Origin of the sequence: Paenibacillus pabuli, assembly GCF_039831995.1 — a bacterium.
In the GTDB taxonomy this organism is placed as follows: domain Bacteria; phylum Bacillota; class Bacilli; order Paenibacillales; family Paenibacillaceae; genus Paenibacillus; species Paenibacillus pabuli_C.
This window is the reverse complement of sequence record NZ_JBDOIO010000001.1, coordinates 1-16,337: the sequence shown is the minus strand read 5'-3', so window position 1 is coordinate 16,337 and position 16,337 is coordinate 1. Positions and strand designations below refer to the sequence as shown.

Annotated in this window: 20 protein-coding genes; all 20 read right to left on the bottom strand. The window is 38.1% G+C overall.

Annotated elements, in window-relative coordinates; all coding sequences use genetic code 11:
* Positions 1–105 precede the first annotated feature (105 nt).
* The gene (locus ABGV42_RS00100) at positions 106–2,568 is read right to left on the bottom strand and encodes an S-layer homology domain-containing protein (RefSeq protein ID WP_347379784.1); all 2,463 of its coding nucleotides are present in this window, start codon (positions 2,566–2,568) and stop codon (positions 106–108) included.
* 159 nt (positions 2,569–2,727) lie between these two features.
* Positions 2,728–3,237, bottom strand: coding sequence for a DUF4326 domain-containing protein (locus tag ABGV42_RS00095; protein WP_347379783.1), 510 nt, complete (start codon positions 3,235–3,237; stop codon positions 2,728–2,730).
* 462 nt (positions 3,238–3,699) lie between these two features.
* A complete protein-coding gene (locus tag ABGV42_RS00090; RefSeq protein ID WP_347379782.1) occupies positions 3,700–4,332 on the bottom strand; it encodes a DNA-processing protein DprA in 633 nt (210 codons plus the stop codon).
* 27 nt (positions 4,333–4,359) lie between these two features.
* Positions 4,360–4,581 (bottom strand): hypothetical protein, encoded by a 222-nt coding sequence (locus ABGV42_RS00085; protein ID WP_347379781.1) that lies wholly within the window; start codon positions 4,579–4,581, stop codon positions 4,360–4,362.
* Between the two features lie 15 nt (positions 4,582–4,596).
* A complete protein-coding gene (locus tag ABGV42_RS00080) occupies positions 4,597–4,992 on the bottom strand; it encodes a hypothetical protein (protein ID WP_347379780.1) in 396 nt (131 codons plus the stop codon).
* Positions 4,993–5,128: 136 nt separating this feature from the next.
* Entirely contained in the window at positions 5,129–5,584 is a 456-nt protein-coding gene (locus tag ABGV42_RS00075; protein WP_347379779.1) for an Appr-1-p processing protein, read from the bottom strand.
* A 1-nt stretch (position 5,585) separates the two neighbouring features.
* Positions 5,586–6,050 (bottom strand): hypothetical protein, encoded by a 465-nt coding sequence (locus tag ABGV42_RS00070; protein WP_347379778.1) that lies wholly within the window; start codon positions 6,048–6,050, stop codon positions 5,586–5,588.
* A 10-nt stretch (positions 6,051–6,060) separates the two neighbouring features.
* Positions 6,061–6,426, bottom strand: coding sequence for an Asp23/Gls24 family envelope stress response protein (locus ABGV42_RS00065; protein ID WP_347379777.1), 366 nt, complete (start codon positions 6,424–6,426; stop codon positions 6,061–6,063).
* 128 nt (positions 6,427–6,554) lie between these two features.
* Positions 6,555–7,799, bottom strand: coding sequence for a DNA-methyltransferase (locus ABGV42_RS00060; RefSeq protein WP_347379776.1), 1,245 nt, complete (start codon positions 7,797–7,799; stop codon positions 6,555–6,557).
* 166 nt (positions 7,800–7,965) lie between these two features.
* The gene (locus tag ABGV42_RS00055; protein ID WP_347379775.1) at positions 7,966–8,373 is read right to left on the bottom strand and encodes a hypothetical protein; all 408 of its coding nucleotides are present in this window, start codon (positions 8,371–8,373) and stop codon (positions 7,966–7,968) included.
* Positions 8,374–8,405: 32 nt separating this feature from the next.
* Positions 8,406–9,326: a nucleotidyl transferase AbiEii/AbiGii toxin family protein gene (locus ABGV42_RS00050; protein WP_347379774.1), complete on the bottom strand. Its 921-nt coding sequence runs from the start codon at positions 9,324–9,326 to the stop codon at positions 8,406–8,408.
* A gap of 11 nt (positions 9,327–9,337) precedes the next feature.
* Positions 9,338–9,880, bottom strand: a complete 543-nt coding sequence (locus ABGV42_RS00045) for a type IV toxin-antitoxin system AbiEi family antitoxin domain-containing protein (protein ID WP_347379773.1) — start codon at positions 9,878–9,880, stop codon at positions 9,338–9,340.
* A gap of 528 nt (positions 9,881–10,408) precedes the next feature.
* Entirely contained in the window at positions 10,409–11,719 is a 1,311-nt protein-coding gene (locus tag ABGV42_RS00040) for a hypothetical protein (RefSeq protein WP_347379772.1), read from the bottom strand.
* 134 nt (positions 11,720–11,853) lie between these two features.
* Positions 11,854–12,315 carry a hypothetical protein gene (locus ABGV42_RS00035; RefSeq protein WP_347379771.1) on the bottom strand — a complete coding sequence of 154 codons (462 nt, stop codon included), beginning with the start codon at positions 12,313–12,315 and terminating at the stop codon, positions 11,854–11,856.
* Between the two features lie 285 nt (positions 12,316–12,600).
* Positions 12,601–12,939, bottom strand: a complete 339-nt coding sequence (locus ABGV42_RS00030; protein WP_347379770.1) for a hypothetical protein — start codon at positions 12,937–12,939, stop codon at positions 12,601–12,603.
* 310 nt (positions 12,940–13,249) lie between these two features.
* The gene (locus ABGV42_RS00025; protein ID WP_347379769.1) at positions 13,250–13,621 is read right to left on the bottom strand and encodes a hypothetical protein; all 372 of its coding nucleotides are present in this window, start codon (positions 13,619–13,621) and stop codon (positions 13,250–13,252) included.
* Between the two features lie 18 nt (positions 13,622–13,639).
* On the bottom strand, positions 13,640–14,176 hold the full coding sequence (locus ABGV42_RS00020; RefSeq protein WP_347379768.1) for a hypothetical protein: 537 nt from the start codon (positions 14,174–14,176) through the stop codon (positions 13,640–13,642).
* A 430-nt stretch (positions 14,177–14,606) separates the two neighbouring features.
* Positions 14,607–14,894, bottom strand: a complete 288-nt coding sequence (locus ABGV42_RS00015; RefSeq protein ID WP_347379767.1) for a hypothetical protein — start codon at positions 14,892–14,894, stop codon at positions 14,607–14,609.
* Positions 14,895–14,924: 30 nt separating this feature from the next.
* Positions 14,925–15,146 (bottom strand): hypothetical protein, encoded by a 222-nt coding sequence (locus ABGV42_RS00010; RefSeq protein ID WP_347379766.1) that lies wholly within the window; start codon positions 15,144–15,146, stop codon positions 14,925–14,927.
* Between the two features lie 29 nt (positions 15,147–15,175).
* Positions 15,176–16,337: hypothetical protein (locus ABGV42_RS00005; protein WP_347379765.1), on the bottom strand; the 1,162-nt coding region annotated here is incomplete at its 5' end.

The window sequence follows — 16,337 nt, the reverse complement described above, 5'->3', positions numbered from 1 at the left end:
TTAACCGATATTATAACCTCAAACTTCCACACTAAATGAAGTTGATCATTGGAAGAATAGTATTCCATTAAAAAATCCCTCATATAGAGGGATTTATTAATTATCTTAATTTAAAGTTACTGTCACTGTGAATGTCTTTTCCGTCAAATTCTTATACACCCGGAAGGTAACGGTTTCCTTCACTGGTAGTCCACTATTGTTAGTCTCTGCAACCACAACTTGATCACCGACTACTTTCAGATACTTAGCGGATGCATATCCATCTTGGTGATTAACTCGTAAGACTTTAACCGTTGCTGAGTCATCAACCACCAAACCCGGTTTCAACTGTAAAATCTGTCCCGTGACATCCGTGCCTGCAGGAGTTGAAGCAATACTTACATCGGGCTGATATTTGTAAATTTCAGTATTGACGACATTAATATCAGAGTAGACTACACGACTATTTTCAAACTCAGCCTTAGCCCGCGTCAATGTTGCAATAGCAGAGTCGATATCACTTTGACTCCGTGTCGCTGAATTAGCAAGTACACCCTCAGCCTTATACAAACTTACCAAGAAAGTTGATTTACTACCCGGTGTATAATGTCCAGTGTAAATGCCTTCAAGTGCATTATCATAAAGTGTGCGTGATTCTGCCACCAACGCTGTCAATGTCGCGATATCACCCTTACCAACTTTCTTACTCTCAAACTCAGTCATAGCCGTAGTTAATGTCGTAACCTGAGCCTGAATTTCAGCTTGAGTCCGAATAATATCTGTGACAATGAAACTAGATGCAACATCAATTGCCTGCTGTAATTTGATCTTCGCTCCGGGTTCATAATTGCCAAATTCCGTACCTTCGAGAGCGTATGAATGAAGTTGCTTAGCTTCATTAACCTTTGCCTGTAAAGTTGCCAAATTCGAAGTTTGATTCAATTTACTCCGGAATGTACTCATTGCACTAGTCAATGCCGTAATTTCGTTATTAACCTGTGCCTGAGTCCGTGACCGAGTTAGGAGTAAGTTCTGACCCCTATTAATCGCTACCAATAAAGTCGACTTCGATCCAGTTGGATATTGGCCAACAGCCGCACCTTCAACCGAAACTTTATATAAATCCCAAGCTTCCGTCACTTTGGAAACTAGATAACTAGAATTGACTGTCGTATCATCTGCCGGAACTTGATTCACTGTCCCACTGGAACCAGTTTTCGGGATTCCAAGGTAAGTATTTTCATACTTGATCGGCTCGACTTCAAATGTGACATTTGCTACAGTCACCAGTCCATACTTGATCTGTCCCTTACCAATAAACTTAGCCGCTGCATTCACCGTTAAATTATCAACAATAGTGCCTGACGCTAAGTTAAACGTATTGTTAACTGCTCCGGATACAATTGTCAGTGCTCGGATATTACCTGAAAGAAAGTTGATATTATTTGAAGTTCCAGAAACCTCAATCCGTCCAAAATAGCCACTCAGATTCACGGTTTGCCCATTAACAGCCGAGGTAATGAAAATCAAACCAACCTCACTATACAGCTTCGAAGGGGCATTGAGACTAGCTGAACCGTTAATGTAAATTGAATTTACTTTAGTTCCATCCAAAATGTTAAGAGTGATTCCACCCGTTAACGTAGTTTTACTTAAATCACTTCGGGTAGCATTAATCTTACCAGGGCTTTGGACGCGAACCTCACCATACACAATCACATTATTTAAATTGATCACGGCATTAGGATTACTGTTCGTAATAATCAAATTTCCGTTAATTTTCGTATTATTTAAAGTGACATTACTGGCCGTGATAATCACATCGCCATTAATAACGTCATAGCCATTCTTCGGCCCATAAGTGCCATCCTTGTCGATCAGAAGTCCAGTTTTATTAGTTGCAGTAGATGATTGGTTATTGCCAGTAGTTCCGGAACCAGTGTTCGTTCCATTAGTCGTACCACCTGGCACATTACCATCCACCTTAAATACCAATGATAAATCCAGAACCTTCAACGCTTCGGATCGCGTTAAATTAAAAGTCGGCTTAAAAGTTTTATCCTTATAGCCTGCCATAATTTTACTCGCAATTACCGCTTCGACAGAACCTTGTGCCCAATCAGCAATTTTAGCCTTATCCGTATACTGTGAAGTTTGAGTCGAATCAGAATTTAAGTTCAAATACCGTGTCAAAATTGCAGCTACTTCTTGACGTGTGATGGGAGAATTGGGATGAAATTTACCATCAGTATAACCTCCGACATAGCCTGCATTCACAGCAATTGAGACCGCTTGGTAATACCAGTCATTTGGATTAACATCGGCAAATTGTGCAGTACCTGATTGAGTTAGTCCATGGAATTGATTGAACCAGGAAACGAATTCAGCCCGTGTGATTGACTTGGTCGGCTTGAATGTACCGTTGGCATACCCTTTGATATAACCCTGTTTGTTCCATTTGTTGATAACTGACTCTGCCCAGGAGCCATTGATATCGGAGAAATTTGAGGAATTTGCAGATGCAGAGGAGATTGGTAATGCGGAGAATAATAGTCCCAAGGCAAGGGCTAAAGAAGTTATGCGTTTCATTAAGTACCTCCAGATTAGTTGTATGTTCAATCTATGTCAAACTACTAATGTAGTGATATTTAGTCAGGAATGTCTATTTAAATGATTTAATCCTGAGATAATCGAACGAGATACCTTATTTTAATCTTTTCGTTACAATTTCGTAAGAGAAAGAGTAAGTTAATTGCTTTTACAGAATTCTTCGATATTCCTTGCAAGAACCATATCAATTTCTGTAAGTTCTTGCTTCTCCTTAGAAGTCAACTCAATCCAATAGCTCGATAACAGTCCCAACTGCTGCCGAGATAAAAAAGCTCGATTTCTCTGACTTGATGCCATCCTGTAAATTTCTGTTACGTCCTGAAAATTAGTTCGAAATTTAACAGGATCGGCTTTATATTTCTCGAAAGCGTTAGCCAGATTCACCAAAACTTCACCATGGCATAGGTTAGGCAGACAGGTACATCCTAATACTTTTCCAATTAACTCAGGAATCTGATCTAGAAGTTCTGGATTCATCAATAAACTGTAACTATACTCTTTTAATGCCTGTTCAAGTGTCTCAACTTGATATGTGGCCGAAGTATTTTCAACAGGTAAGTGCGTAAAATCATTACCCCATTTCGATCCCCGACCAATAGACATGTCGTAACTGTCATTCTTGTGCTTATTTACAAGTTTAGTAGTCACTACAATCCTCCTAGACAGCTATAGTATAATCCGTTAGTTTATTAATCTCACTATATAGAGAATTAGAAATGATACCATTAAACCAATTGCCACCATTTTTATTCGCAATTCTACCCAATGTAGAGAAAAACTCCGGCATCTGAGTGCTGGAGATTGTAGTGAAATGTAAATATATTGATCGATATAGATTAATTATCATATCGTGATTATATTCATTGAATGGTAGTGCAATAAAAAATTCAGGCTCGATCTCACCATCACCGAGATGATACCCTAACCGTACGAAAGATAATGTTCCCTGAATGTCGTACATATAACCTATATCTAGGAAACAATCAGTAGAGAACAGTGTAAATTCTGATCTGGCTAAGATATCAGTGTCGATGTCATGTAAAGGTGCGGACACAGACATTGAAAAACCTCCAATTTAATTTAACTTCTCCACTGATTGCCAAAGATTAATTAAAGTAGCTGTCCGCGTGCAACAGGTCCAGTCCATGGTTGAAAATCACGATCAAACAAATTTATTTCAGTTTCCCAATTAATACCGCTATTTGCTGCTGGCGGATTAGCATGGGATTTGAAATTAGTGTCGAAACGGTACACGTCATGTTTAGCATTCTTACCGTAGTTCACAGCGTACCTAGTCCCTCCGGTAATTGTAGCTGAGTCTGAGACTACAAAAATCTTCTTACATAAAATAGCCTGTAAACAGTCCCTCTCAACTAGACGTCGCTGAAAGTGATTTAATCCCCAACTTACGGTCTCATCCTGAGGTGTAATGAAGGGGTACAATAATGCACCATGATCTACAATACGCTCAGCTAGATCGATATTGGATTTTGGATAAGTAGCCTTTTCAGGAGTATTTGCGAGAATACCCACAGTCATTCCGCCAGCGTCTAAAGCCCCTCGATGTGCGTAAGTATCGACACCATCAGCAAGTCCGGATACTACGATCATACCTCGCTCAACCATTTTCCTTGCTAAAGCGTATGCAGCACCAAGTTCCTCAGGCTTTGCCTTTCTGGAGCCAACAATGAGGACAAATTTATCCAAGTCATCGAATACACTTGCAACTCCCCTATAATACATCGAATACCCCCAGTCAGTTTATTATCGTTAGCTATTAATCAAAGGTAAGGAATGTTTAATAGCCATTTGTTTGAGTACTTTGCTATGATTATCCTCATCTGTAAAATTATCGAGTAAGTACTTATAGAAATCGATAAGTGTTTTCTCAGCAGCCATTACAGCTTTTGGCTCATTTTTAATTAAATGAATACAAATAGAATAACATGGAGTCTCAAAGTTACGTAAATATTCTTTTATTCTATTGTGCAAAATGAACCTCCGATCTTATGATCCTGTTAACCAGTTTTCAGTGTTATATATTGGTATTTTGCGCTGTTCACTGACCATGATTACAATATTATATGCGTCCATGAAATTGAGCGGACCATCAATCACGTGAACGAAATCTTCCTTATCTTCCGAGATTCCGACACGGAAACCTTTGTCTGTTTTGCAGATACCGACATAGTCCAATGGTGCGTCGTTACTAACATAAATGTCCGTATCTTTATCAAAAATAGGAAGCCCAACCTCTTCAGAAACCCGCTTAAGTTGAATTTCTGCATCATCTTTAGTTAATCCGTCAATGTAAATTCTACCGAATACTTCCTCCTGCGTATCCATCCCGAAGCGCATTCCGTTGTCCGTTGTAAAAATTCCAATATAATATCTATCTGCCATATGGCACCTCCAATTAACTAATTAAAAAACCGCCAAGACCGTAGTCCTAGCGGGATCTATATCCATCAATAATATAGATAACCACCTATACTATCTAATAAAATGGCTTTTTTCTTGATAATTAAAAGAATGTACGTTAACAATCGTACTTGTATAACGTGACTTGGTAGTTCTCAAAGACTTTCCCAATAAGTTCGTAAATGTATTCCCAATCTCCGCCACCGTTGCCACAACCTATACCATAGGGTAGTGCGATAGTATAACCGTGCACAGCAGCTTTATCTCTCAGATAAATCAAAGCTGTCACTAAAGCACGCTCATTGGTCATCTTAGCACTTCGCGAAATGTCATACTGCCCAAATAAGTTTGCAACCCATTTATCCTCACCGATATTGACTATTTGACAATGCCCCAGTAATTTATCCGAATAAGCTTCATTCCTACAGAGTGCGGTATACGTGTAAAATACGATTTGATATGCCTTTCGAATTTCAAGAGCTATACCTGATCCCATTTTACCCAAACAATTTACCTGATGCGCAATTATATTTTCAGTTGCATTAAGTATATTTTCATGCTTTATTGTTATCATATTATGCTTGTTCCCTTTGCACAGGGTTTGGAATATAAGGGGCGTTACTTTCAGCAGTATCATCAAGTATTGTCGGTACTGCACGAGGAGGTGTCATTGGAGGTGGTACAGGAGGAGATGTCATCGGAGGTCTTATAAGCGGAGTCTGCATCGGCGCAGAAATATTACCTGTTTGATTGATATTAGGTGGAGGTGGGTATGATGACTGTTGTCCGTTTACTTGCCCAGGACCTGCACCTCTAACAATTGGGTTAGCTAAACCTTTTGCATTTCTGAAGTTGTTAATCCAATCGAGTCCCGCATAGAATGAAAAGCAATTACCCAATAAACTGAGTACATGTAATATTAGGTAGTTTGTCATACTTAAATTGAAGCTTTTATACAATTCGGCAGGTATTGTCATTATGACACCTACAGCAAAGAGTATCGGGATGTGACTTCCGCTGAAGTATTTTCTAAATTTCAACCCGAATCACCTACCGTGCTCGTGCGAGTTCTCTAGACTCGGTTTTAATATTCAAATCAACAAATAGTACATTCACTTCGACTACACGGTAGCCAGTCCATTCCTGTAATTCATCCCGTACAGCTTTCTGTACCTTAGCGGCAGTCTCAGGGATATTTCTTCCATATTCCAATACTAGCTTCATATCTACTGCGATTTCTTCCGTTCCTACTTCAATATTAATGCCACTGTTACCTTTACGTGTAACAAGGTTTACGACTTTCTCAGAGAATGTACTTCCAAATTCAGTGATTCCTTCGACACTCAAAGTAGCGCGAGCGGCCATAGATTTGAAGACAGTATCATTAACTGTGATTTGTCCTAATTGCCCATTCATAGATTAAAACCTCCAATCAACCACCATTATCATAATTTATTTCTCTTTATACTACTATTTAAGATAAAGTCAGGTTATATAAAAAGAAACTAGCGATTAAATATTCGCCAGTTTCTTTGTATTGATTATTATAACTCAAGTGCGGCAAGTTTATCCTCAACAGTTACCTTAGGTTTGACTACCTTAGGAGGCTTAGGAGCTTTAACTTTCGGCTCCTTAGGTTCTTTCGGAACTTTCTCTTTAGGCTCTTTCACAGCTTTCTCAACAGGTTCCTCAACAATTTTACGTCGTCTAGATAGAATAATTTCTTCTACTTTAGAGTCATGCGCAATAGTCAATTCTTCATCTGCAAAGTCTGTGATAATTTCACCACCAACTTTTTTGAATGCAATATCTACAGCGAAATGACGGTTAAGTTCTAATCCTGTAAAGTACCGTTTCAATCCAGTTGCTTGATATCCAGTAGTACCACTACCGAAGAATGGGTCAAGTACTACCCCACCTTCTGGACAACCTGCTAAGATACAACGTCGAACAAGTTCTGGAGGATATGGTGCAGGGTGACCATCAGTCTGCATTTGTGGACGAATCTTCCAGATATCAGCACAAGGAATACTCAAGAAATTCGGATCATCCGGTATTTCCAATCCGAGCATTGCAGAAAATGTAAGGACGACTTCACGTACAAGTTCAGGTGGATATTTTTGGTATGCTTCTTCAATTTCTGGATACAAGTCACGCCATACTGCACGACGATTCTTTCTCCGTAAATCTTCCAAATTGAGCTGAGATCCAAGTGCCTTAGCTAGGCCTGAGTTTGATCGACGTGCCATTTCTTTTGCATCATCAATATAAGGTTCAGCGATTGCTTCGTAATCGTAGTAATATTCTCCAGTACCTACTTTACTGAACATGAAGAAGTATTCAAAATTATTAGTAGGTCTATCGTAAACTGATTCAGGCTTACCTTGAGGTTTTTCCCAAATAATAGTTGATCGTAAATACCAACCGGCATCTCGCATTGCATATGCAAACATCAAAGGTGTCCCGATAAGGTCACCAGGTTTAATAACTCCGTGCATTCCTTGTGGGTCTGCAGGAACAGTTGCCCCATTATTATAACTGTCACCCAAGTTGACCCATAAAGTTCCGTCATCACGGAGCACATCATGCAAGTGACCTACACCAAACAGTCGAACAAGATTTTCTACGAATGCACGAGGTGTGTCCTCACTACCTAACTGCCCATCCACACCATAATCACGTAAATTGTAATAAGGAGGTGAAGTTACAATTGCATTCACCGATTTTTTAGGCAATTGAGCCGAAACCTTTGTATTATCTCCGATAAATATTTTATTCCGAATATCCATTAAGTCTTTCCTCCAATGCCTAACGTTTATTAACTCTTATACTATCTAATTAAATAGACAACTTAAGTACTCAATAATTGAAATAACTATAGTATGAAATGATGTTTACTGCTTATGTACAAAACCCCGCTTTCGCGAGGTCTATTGTAGTTTGATTTAAAATATGTTAGAGATAAGATCCCCCGTAAAAATTAGTCAGATTGTCATCATTTACAGTCGCATCAATTATTTCGTAATCCATAACTTGAATAGGAATAAGTGAATTAATATATCTCACCATTTCTGTGTACCTTTCAATACTTGTAATGTATCTTGCATGGTGATCATCACCTTCACGCCCACCATTCTGCACAATCATAACAGGTAGGTGATTGAACCAAATTGTTTTAAGAGACCAAATTCTTCGATCATCAAAGATAACATTACGTAAGTGTCGGATAATTACCCGTTTATTAGCCATTCCCCAAAGGTCGCCATGAACGTCAGGTAAGTGATCGTATCGATGCCCACGGAGTTCACCTAATTCGAAAGTTACCAATTCAGGTTCCATGCTATATAAGTCAACTGCTCTCATAGAATTACTCCTAACTTAGATGGATTTAATTTCTACTCCCAAACCTGAGTTTGGTGGTTCCACTGATAATCAAAATACTGATTATGAATAAATGCAAACCACAATGGATACAAAAATCTAGAGAACTGAGCAGTTGCATCACTTAGTTTTAACTCAGAGGCACTCGGAATCTCGTAAATGAGTCGTTCCCAGTTGTGTTGTCGGTTATTTACCATATCATCCAAGAATTCGAAGTTAATCTGTTTCTGTGTAAAGTCTTGATTGAGCATTTCACGTATCTCGAATGTCATATAGATAGCCTTATAAAGATTATTACCATCAAAGTCCATAGTGGTAGATAGTTTGTAAATGTCATAATAATCTTTGACTCTTGTGTTATCACCCTCGAATCCAACAGCCGCAGCGAATTTCTCAGCGATGACGGTTTCGTAGGAATAACACAACAGCGTGATAGGTGCCATCCCAAGCAATGGGTCAAATGTGATATAAATATCATTAGGGTAGACTATATCCCCATAACTAATATCAAAACTTAACCTTTCACTGATAGCTCCTTTTCCTCCCAGATAGGCAGTGACGCTTACTGCATATCCACTGACGGATTTAGCTTCCTGAGTGTTACGTACTACCATCGTATCTAAATCAAAAGTTACACAATCATCAGTCGGATGTGCCATAATATGTGTAATGATGTTTAACATGCTATCCACATCATAGGTGTTGGTTTTCAGCGTAAAATCTATGTCTTTAGTCATCCGTCCAGTTGCACCATAATTAGCGTACATGAAAACTCCGCCCTTAATCAAGAAATAATCACGATATTCAGACTCAGAAATACGTGACAAGAATCTCTCGATGAAGTAAGTTTTCATCAGAAAGGTAATTGGTATATTCATAGATTTAGATAAATTTCTTAAACGTGCCTTTATAGATTCCGTACTATTACTTGCCACTAGCGTTCCTCCTATAAATAGGCACCAACCTCATCAGCGATGCCTAAAATTTGGGCGTATGATTTAAGTTTGGTAAAATCATCGCGATCGCGGCGATATTCATCAATACAATACTGAATATCTTCAGGATTCATGATATCTTTATGTAAAATTACATCACAAATTGTTTTTTCAATATCATATACGAAAACAGGTTCGCCACCATAAATCTTCGTTTCAACACCTAGTTTATACCCAAAACCAGTAAACTTGTGCAGGTGATAAGTATTGATGCTATTACTAAAGTCTCTAGTATTACGACTAGACGCAACATCATAATAAGCTGGCATTCTCAGAGTCATACCGTGAATATCGAGAGCAGTGATTAAACAGTAAATTCCGTCCTTGAATAGGTATGTTGCATCAGGTAGGAAGCAAGCATGTTCGAATTTTAAATCGACATAGATACCTTTACCTAACGACTCATACACACCTTCAGCAACACTACGTTCGATATCAATCTTAGACATTCCTCGATCTTTCAACTGATTATAGGTGAAATAGTTATTAGTCATATACTCTCAACTCCGCACAAGTATTTTAAGTTCCTTAATATTACTTATACTAACTTAATTAAAAGGATATATTAAGGAGCTTTAAACTAGACTTGGTACAGATCAAATGACCACCAGTCAGTTCTCATCAATCGCACAACACCATCCAACATTTCAACGTAGGATATCTCGCTGAGATCGATAGGATATGTTACCATTGATTGTGATTGTAGATACAGGATATTTTCAGTGATATGAAACTTCGTGAGTAAGATTGAGTCTAAATTTTCATGTAAAACTCCGCTGTGGATTTGTTTCCCATCGTTAGTTCCCTGAAATGAAATAACGATGTTCTTGTTCAACAAACTTGAAAGATGATCCTCGACTAACATAAGGTCTGTAGTCATAATAAAACCCCCAGCTAAATTATTTTTAATCTCTTAAGTAGCTGTAAAATATTGATAAGATTTAAGATACCTCTTAAGCGAAAAGAAATCCTCAATCCCACATCACCAAATTTACTGTGATAGAAGGAAAGAGGATAATAGATTAGTTCTTCACGTCTTCTAAAACTAATTCTTGTCCAACTCGGGTACCCATCAATGCTGCTATTGCTGCCCTCAGTATGGATGTTATTCCGAACGATGGAATATTTCTAATAGAAACACCGGCTTCCTTAGCGTAAACGTTCATCTGCTTAATAAAAGTATGATTGGAATAACTATAGTTAGTTACAATACAATCAGCATCTTTAATTTTACGCATCACAGTTGATTTCTGCTCGCCATCACCAGAAATACTGATATATTTACCGCCAATACGCCGTATAGCGTCATTCAACACTGCATCACGAGGATCGAAGCCAACCACACATATTTTTTTGTCTTTCAGAATTGAACATTCGATAGAGCTGAGAGGTATATTGTCCTCTTCAGCCTTAACTTTACCCTTCTTATAGAATGAAGGAAGCTTAGGAGTTACATCATTTGTCTCGCTAGTATGTCTCCAAACGATTTTAACGTTATTAGGTTTACCTTCCCAGTAAGCTGCGTCGATGTACATACCATCTTCGATAGAGTATAATTTAATATCATCATCGTTAAGGTAAATCTTTTGCTGGGTGTCTCCGATAATAATCGGCATATCCTGACAAAGTTCCTTATCGTAGTAAGTGTCTATGTAACTGCCTAAGGAATCAGACTTGACTTCACAAATACTTAGTTCTACACGGTCCTTTTGCGGTAAATCAACACGTTCAACAACTTCGAAATTATATGTCTTACCATCCCGATGTGTTGTTTCGTTAATAAACCGTAATTTGTCACCGTGACGAAAATCTTTAGTCCTAGCTACGATATGAGATATCTGTACGCCACCCCTAAAGTCGGTTACAATTCCTCCACGAAGTCTCCGGCTGTATGTGTAAAGAATTTCTGTTTCTTCTTTATCTTCCAGATGCTGAGTTAAACTAAAATCTGCACTCTTTAATTTTTTCTCGAACTCTTTAACTTTATATGATCGTACCATATCACCAGATAAACGTTGCAATTCTTCAAATGTCTCTATCTTATTTCCAGCGTACTTAATTTCGATCCTAAGTATTTCAGATAGCAGTTCTTGTTGTATCTTAGAGTTTGCTTCTAAAAGTTCGATCATTCCTTTATAATATGCCGAGGATAGTAGTTGGACAATCTCACTATCAGAGTATTGCAATGCGAACGGATCATTGCGACGCTCTTCCTGTAATCTGCCATCAACTAACCAGTGTTGAACTATGTCGTAGTCACCAGATTCATAACGTAACAAAAATTTATCAAAGTTCTTAGAGAAGAATTCGACAGCAAATCTTTGACCACTCATTGTAATCCCTCCATTAGTTTTATCTACCAATATTCATATACTACTTAATGATAATGATACCTATAGGACTACAAAAAGATAGCTACTACGTAGTTAAAAATAAAACCGAGACCATTATAGTCTCGGTTTTATTTTTAACTGCTTGCAAGATATAAAATAATTTCAGGCGTACTTTCATCTATGTAATTTAAAGGCTTATCTCCAGGGAATCTGATATAACTCCGCGAACCTTTAATAGACACAGCTGTAATTGTACCTTTAAAAGGTTCCAAGTCGCTACCGTAGCGGTAGGTTAAAGATACCTCATACATACCTTTGTTTGATCGTACATAGTTAATTGAATATACTGGAAAAGCACCTGAAGTATTAGATGATGAGTTAATTTTAGGTGGAGTAGAATTTTGCGCTGTGTTAGCACTACTCTGATTATTTCCCGTGAATCCAAAGGTGTCTCCAATTAAATAGCCGATGCAGATACTGACAAAGATAATTCCAGCCATATGATACATAAATTTACCCTGTCTTTTACCCATTCGGCGCTTTAAATATCTCGCTAGTCCGAAAAGAAAAATCAGCACAAAAAGCAAAATAAACACATTAATCCCCCTAGACCTTACAGTTAACGTGAGAGTGTAAATAACATAAGAATAAAGCTTAATCCTACGACATATATTGTGGGCTTAATTATCTTAGTCATAAGGTTACCCTTATTTTCTTCACTTCGAGTATACCCGAATGCGAATACTATCAGTAAAACTCCGCCGAGGATAACTAAACTCAAAAACGAACTTATTCCATCCATCTAATCACACCTCCCGGCAAAAATAAACCCACAATAAACCTTAACATAATAATGTTAGCGATTTATGTGGGTTTAATTTCTAATACATTGTTTCTATTCCCTGTAATACATTTTGCAAATAGTTATCGTCAAGATTTTCAAGTCGTGCTCCAGCGGAGTCTGTAATCATGTCAGCATTAAGTGCTAGTGCTATAATAGCCTTATTTCGATTAACTACCCTACTTGCGAATAACTGGCCACGCAAATCCATGTCCGGGAGAAGTACAACAGTATCGAATTTCTCTGCCAAAGCGTCGATATTATTAAAATCTTTAGCTGTAGGTTTAGTTTTCTCTACGATGTAGACATGATGCGACCAGCCACAATCGGATAATTTTTTATAAGCGACCTTACTCTGTACGATGAGACATATACTCATTACGTGTTCCCCCAAAATAGATGAATTATATTACATCGTCCCTAAAATCCTGCAAATTACTACGCCATTTCTTTGGCATAAAATGGAGAAATAGGAATATAGCATAGGGACCTATCGAGGCTAAAGCTATCGTTAGGTCTTTATCAGAGTACCCACCTGCAAAGAAGAATGTACCTATTACAAGGTGAGTCCATTTTGATGTAAATAGCCAAATTAGAAATGCCAACGCATTTCCGTCCACGAAAAAGTCTGCTATCAGTGTTCTATTCCTCAAAATTAAATTCCTCCGCCAATTCAATTTTCATTCCGTTTAAAGCCACGGTCCTGCATACGTACTATTTAAATTACGTCCGATAGCTTCATCATATAAAAGTCGATAAGTATGAGATACGTCATAAAGCCAGCGTTCAATTGGACGTAATGATGCGGAATAGATTTCCATTTCGACAGCGCTACTTGTTCCGTCGTCCGCATTGTTCTGGGTTAACATCTGTACGTATCGCAATTCGGCCTGGAAGTCTGCGATTTGTCTCACGTTGTCTGCACGTTTAACCAGAAAATTGAGTGTTGCTACAAGATGACCATCCTCAAACTGCGATGGATACATTATATCACCCTGTTTTGTCACCCAATGGTCTTTAGTTAAAAACTCAGGCAGATATTCTCTGATCATAGAATCCACAATTATTCCTCCTTATTATCATTTTCCAGTTCGATCTCGATAAGTTGCTAAAACCCACTCGTAGTCGACAGGACCCATTTCAGTCAATTCAACAGAAATACAAAGATGATTACTTTGATCCAGATGCGAAATATTAGTATGAACATGTCCATGTACATTAAAATATCCCATATCCAAAAGACGCTGACCATCTTCAATAGCATTTTCGATAGGATAGTGAGAATATACAATCGGAATATCAGGATCGATCATAAAATACCTACCAGGAATGACAGTAAATCCCTGTTTATCCCAAGCTGTCTTTGTAATCCTGTCATGATTTCCGATCAATAAGTGCTTATCACCATTAAGCTGAGGCAATACATAATCTCGCCGCTTACTTGACCCTATGTAAACATCCCCGAGGTGATACAGTGTATCTTCGGGACTTACTACTTCGTTCCATCGAGAAATCATATACTCATCCATAGCTTCATAATTCTCAAACTGACGACTCGGTTCATATACCAAAATCTGTCCATGAGAGAAGTGAGTATCAGAAACAAGTTTTATCATAAGTAACACCTCAACTTACTCGTAAGGTTTAAGTGCGTTACTGTGAGGATTAAACCTTACATATCGTTTAGATTTCATTGTATTATAAGGTAGTTTCGGACTTTTCTCCGAGGCTACGTAAATTATCAGTTCGCTCATTTCATGCAACCAGAAATTTATATGTGAATTTCGACACTCGGTCCAGGCGTACCATTCGGATTTAGGCCGTTCAGGTCCCCAACAGTTATAGCTTAGGGACTCGAACCTACCTGATGTATAAGTAATTACTTTATTCCGAACATTATAGTGATAATGAAGACATATATCTTTGGTTCCACCGAGTAATCGAGGGATGATTGTATCAAGTACGTGCATTATTGGAAAGTCCCAATCACCAACTTTGAGATCGTCAGCAAAGATTAAAGATATATTCATTAAATCACCTTTCTATTTAAATCACAGGTATGAAGTGGAAGTAGTGAATATCGTACCCTTCCTGACTATATGAAATTTGGAACGTACCATGCTCTGCATACAAACTGAGCGGTATAGGACCAAGTTCAGCTTTGTAAATACCTTCGATCAATTCATAAAAGGGATGCGATTCGTAGAAATACATACCTACGAAATCCTCACGCGTGTACCCAGAAACATGATGTGATAATATTTTAAGAGCTGCATCATAGTCTAATTGGATAATCTTACTATTATTCAGATCGATATTAACTGTATTATTCATATTTATCACCCTACCATTAGTTATTATGATTTAATAATGATTGTTAGGAGACCCCAGTTCAATTAATCGGTCGTTATTATAGTACTTCAATTTTGCCACTTTCAGATCATGTGAGTCAATGATCTGTGATGCTTTAAACAATGCGAAATCCACAATATTTGTCAGGTCTTGGCGCATATCGACCTCGCCAATGAACATATTTTCACTATAACCTTCATCATGTTGAATATCTACCCATACTTGCGTTAACATAGCCGTTCACCTCGTTATTTAGTAAATTCTTATTTTCTGCGGAATCCAGCTGCCCAATCAGAAATTTTACTAATCATTCCGCGCTTAGGCAATAATAAGTTATAGAAGTCTACAAAATAGTCTGAAGCATATTTAAAGTTATCTTCAGTGTAGATTTTGCCTTCCCACTCCGCACGTGTTACTTTATCCGCAGGAAATACGGGGAGAATACCACTCAAAGTCATTCCTTGCCAGTTAGTTTTTGTCGTTGGAGGGTTATACTGGAGTAATTGCACAACCTGAGTCAACTGTGAACGTGATTGTGCGTATTCATCCCAACGGTTACCGATAACTCGCAGCTTCTCATAGTACTTCTCGAATTTTTCCTTGAAGACTGGAATATTATTAGCAAGTTTTGCAGGGTTAGGTGTAATTACTAACCAGACCTCGTCAACAAAGTCTAACACTATCTCAGATGCGGCAGTTCCCCAATTCGTACTGAGATCGTATAATGTAAATCCCGGACCTTTTACTAACAATGTACCGAGAATCATTTTCTCCGTTAATTCTACTTCCGCTGGTTCTGGAGGCAGAGGATAAATTCCCATTAAGCCTCGTTCAATTACATCAGGTGACTGAATACTTTCAGTAGTGAGTCTCTCGTGTAATGAAAGCCACTTATCAGGTAATGTAGAACTTCCATGTAAATATTCGTAAATCATTGGTTGATTTTCCAGACCCTCAACAACGGTCACGTCAACATCCTTAGCCGCCAAAGCTGCAGCCAGGTTCAGTGTCACAAAAGTCGAACCGCATCCAGGATATAATCCAACTACCGCTACAGTTTTTGGTACGACCTTAAGGCGTGAATTTAAGGTTGCTGCAGATTTTGGATCTTTCATGAGTCTCTCAATAATCTCGTCCAAACTATTAGCAATATCACCAACAGTTAATTCCGCACCTTTGATCATCTGTAGTTTTTTAGAACTTACAGATGCAAATACCAACATACTATCAAAATCTTCAGTTGTATAATGTAACAGTATTTCAGACTGTGTTGAAGATAGATTTAAAGCATCCTGTAACTTCTCGAACTGTTCCGCTAAATCGTCAGTAGCATCGAAAGTATCCTCACTGACATAAATTACATCAGCACCTTCAATTTTTCCCGCCAGTAAGCTGTCGATAAAAGAGGATATACTAGTATAATTC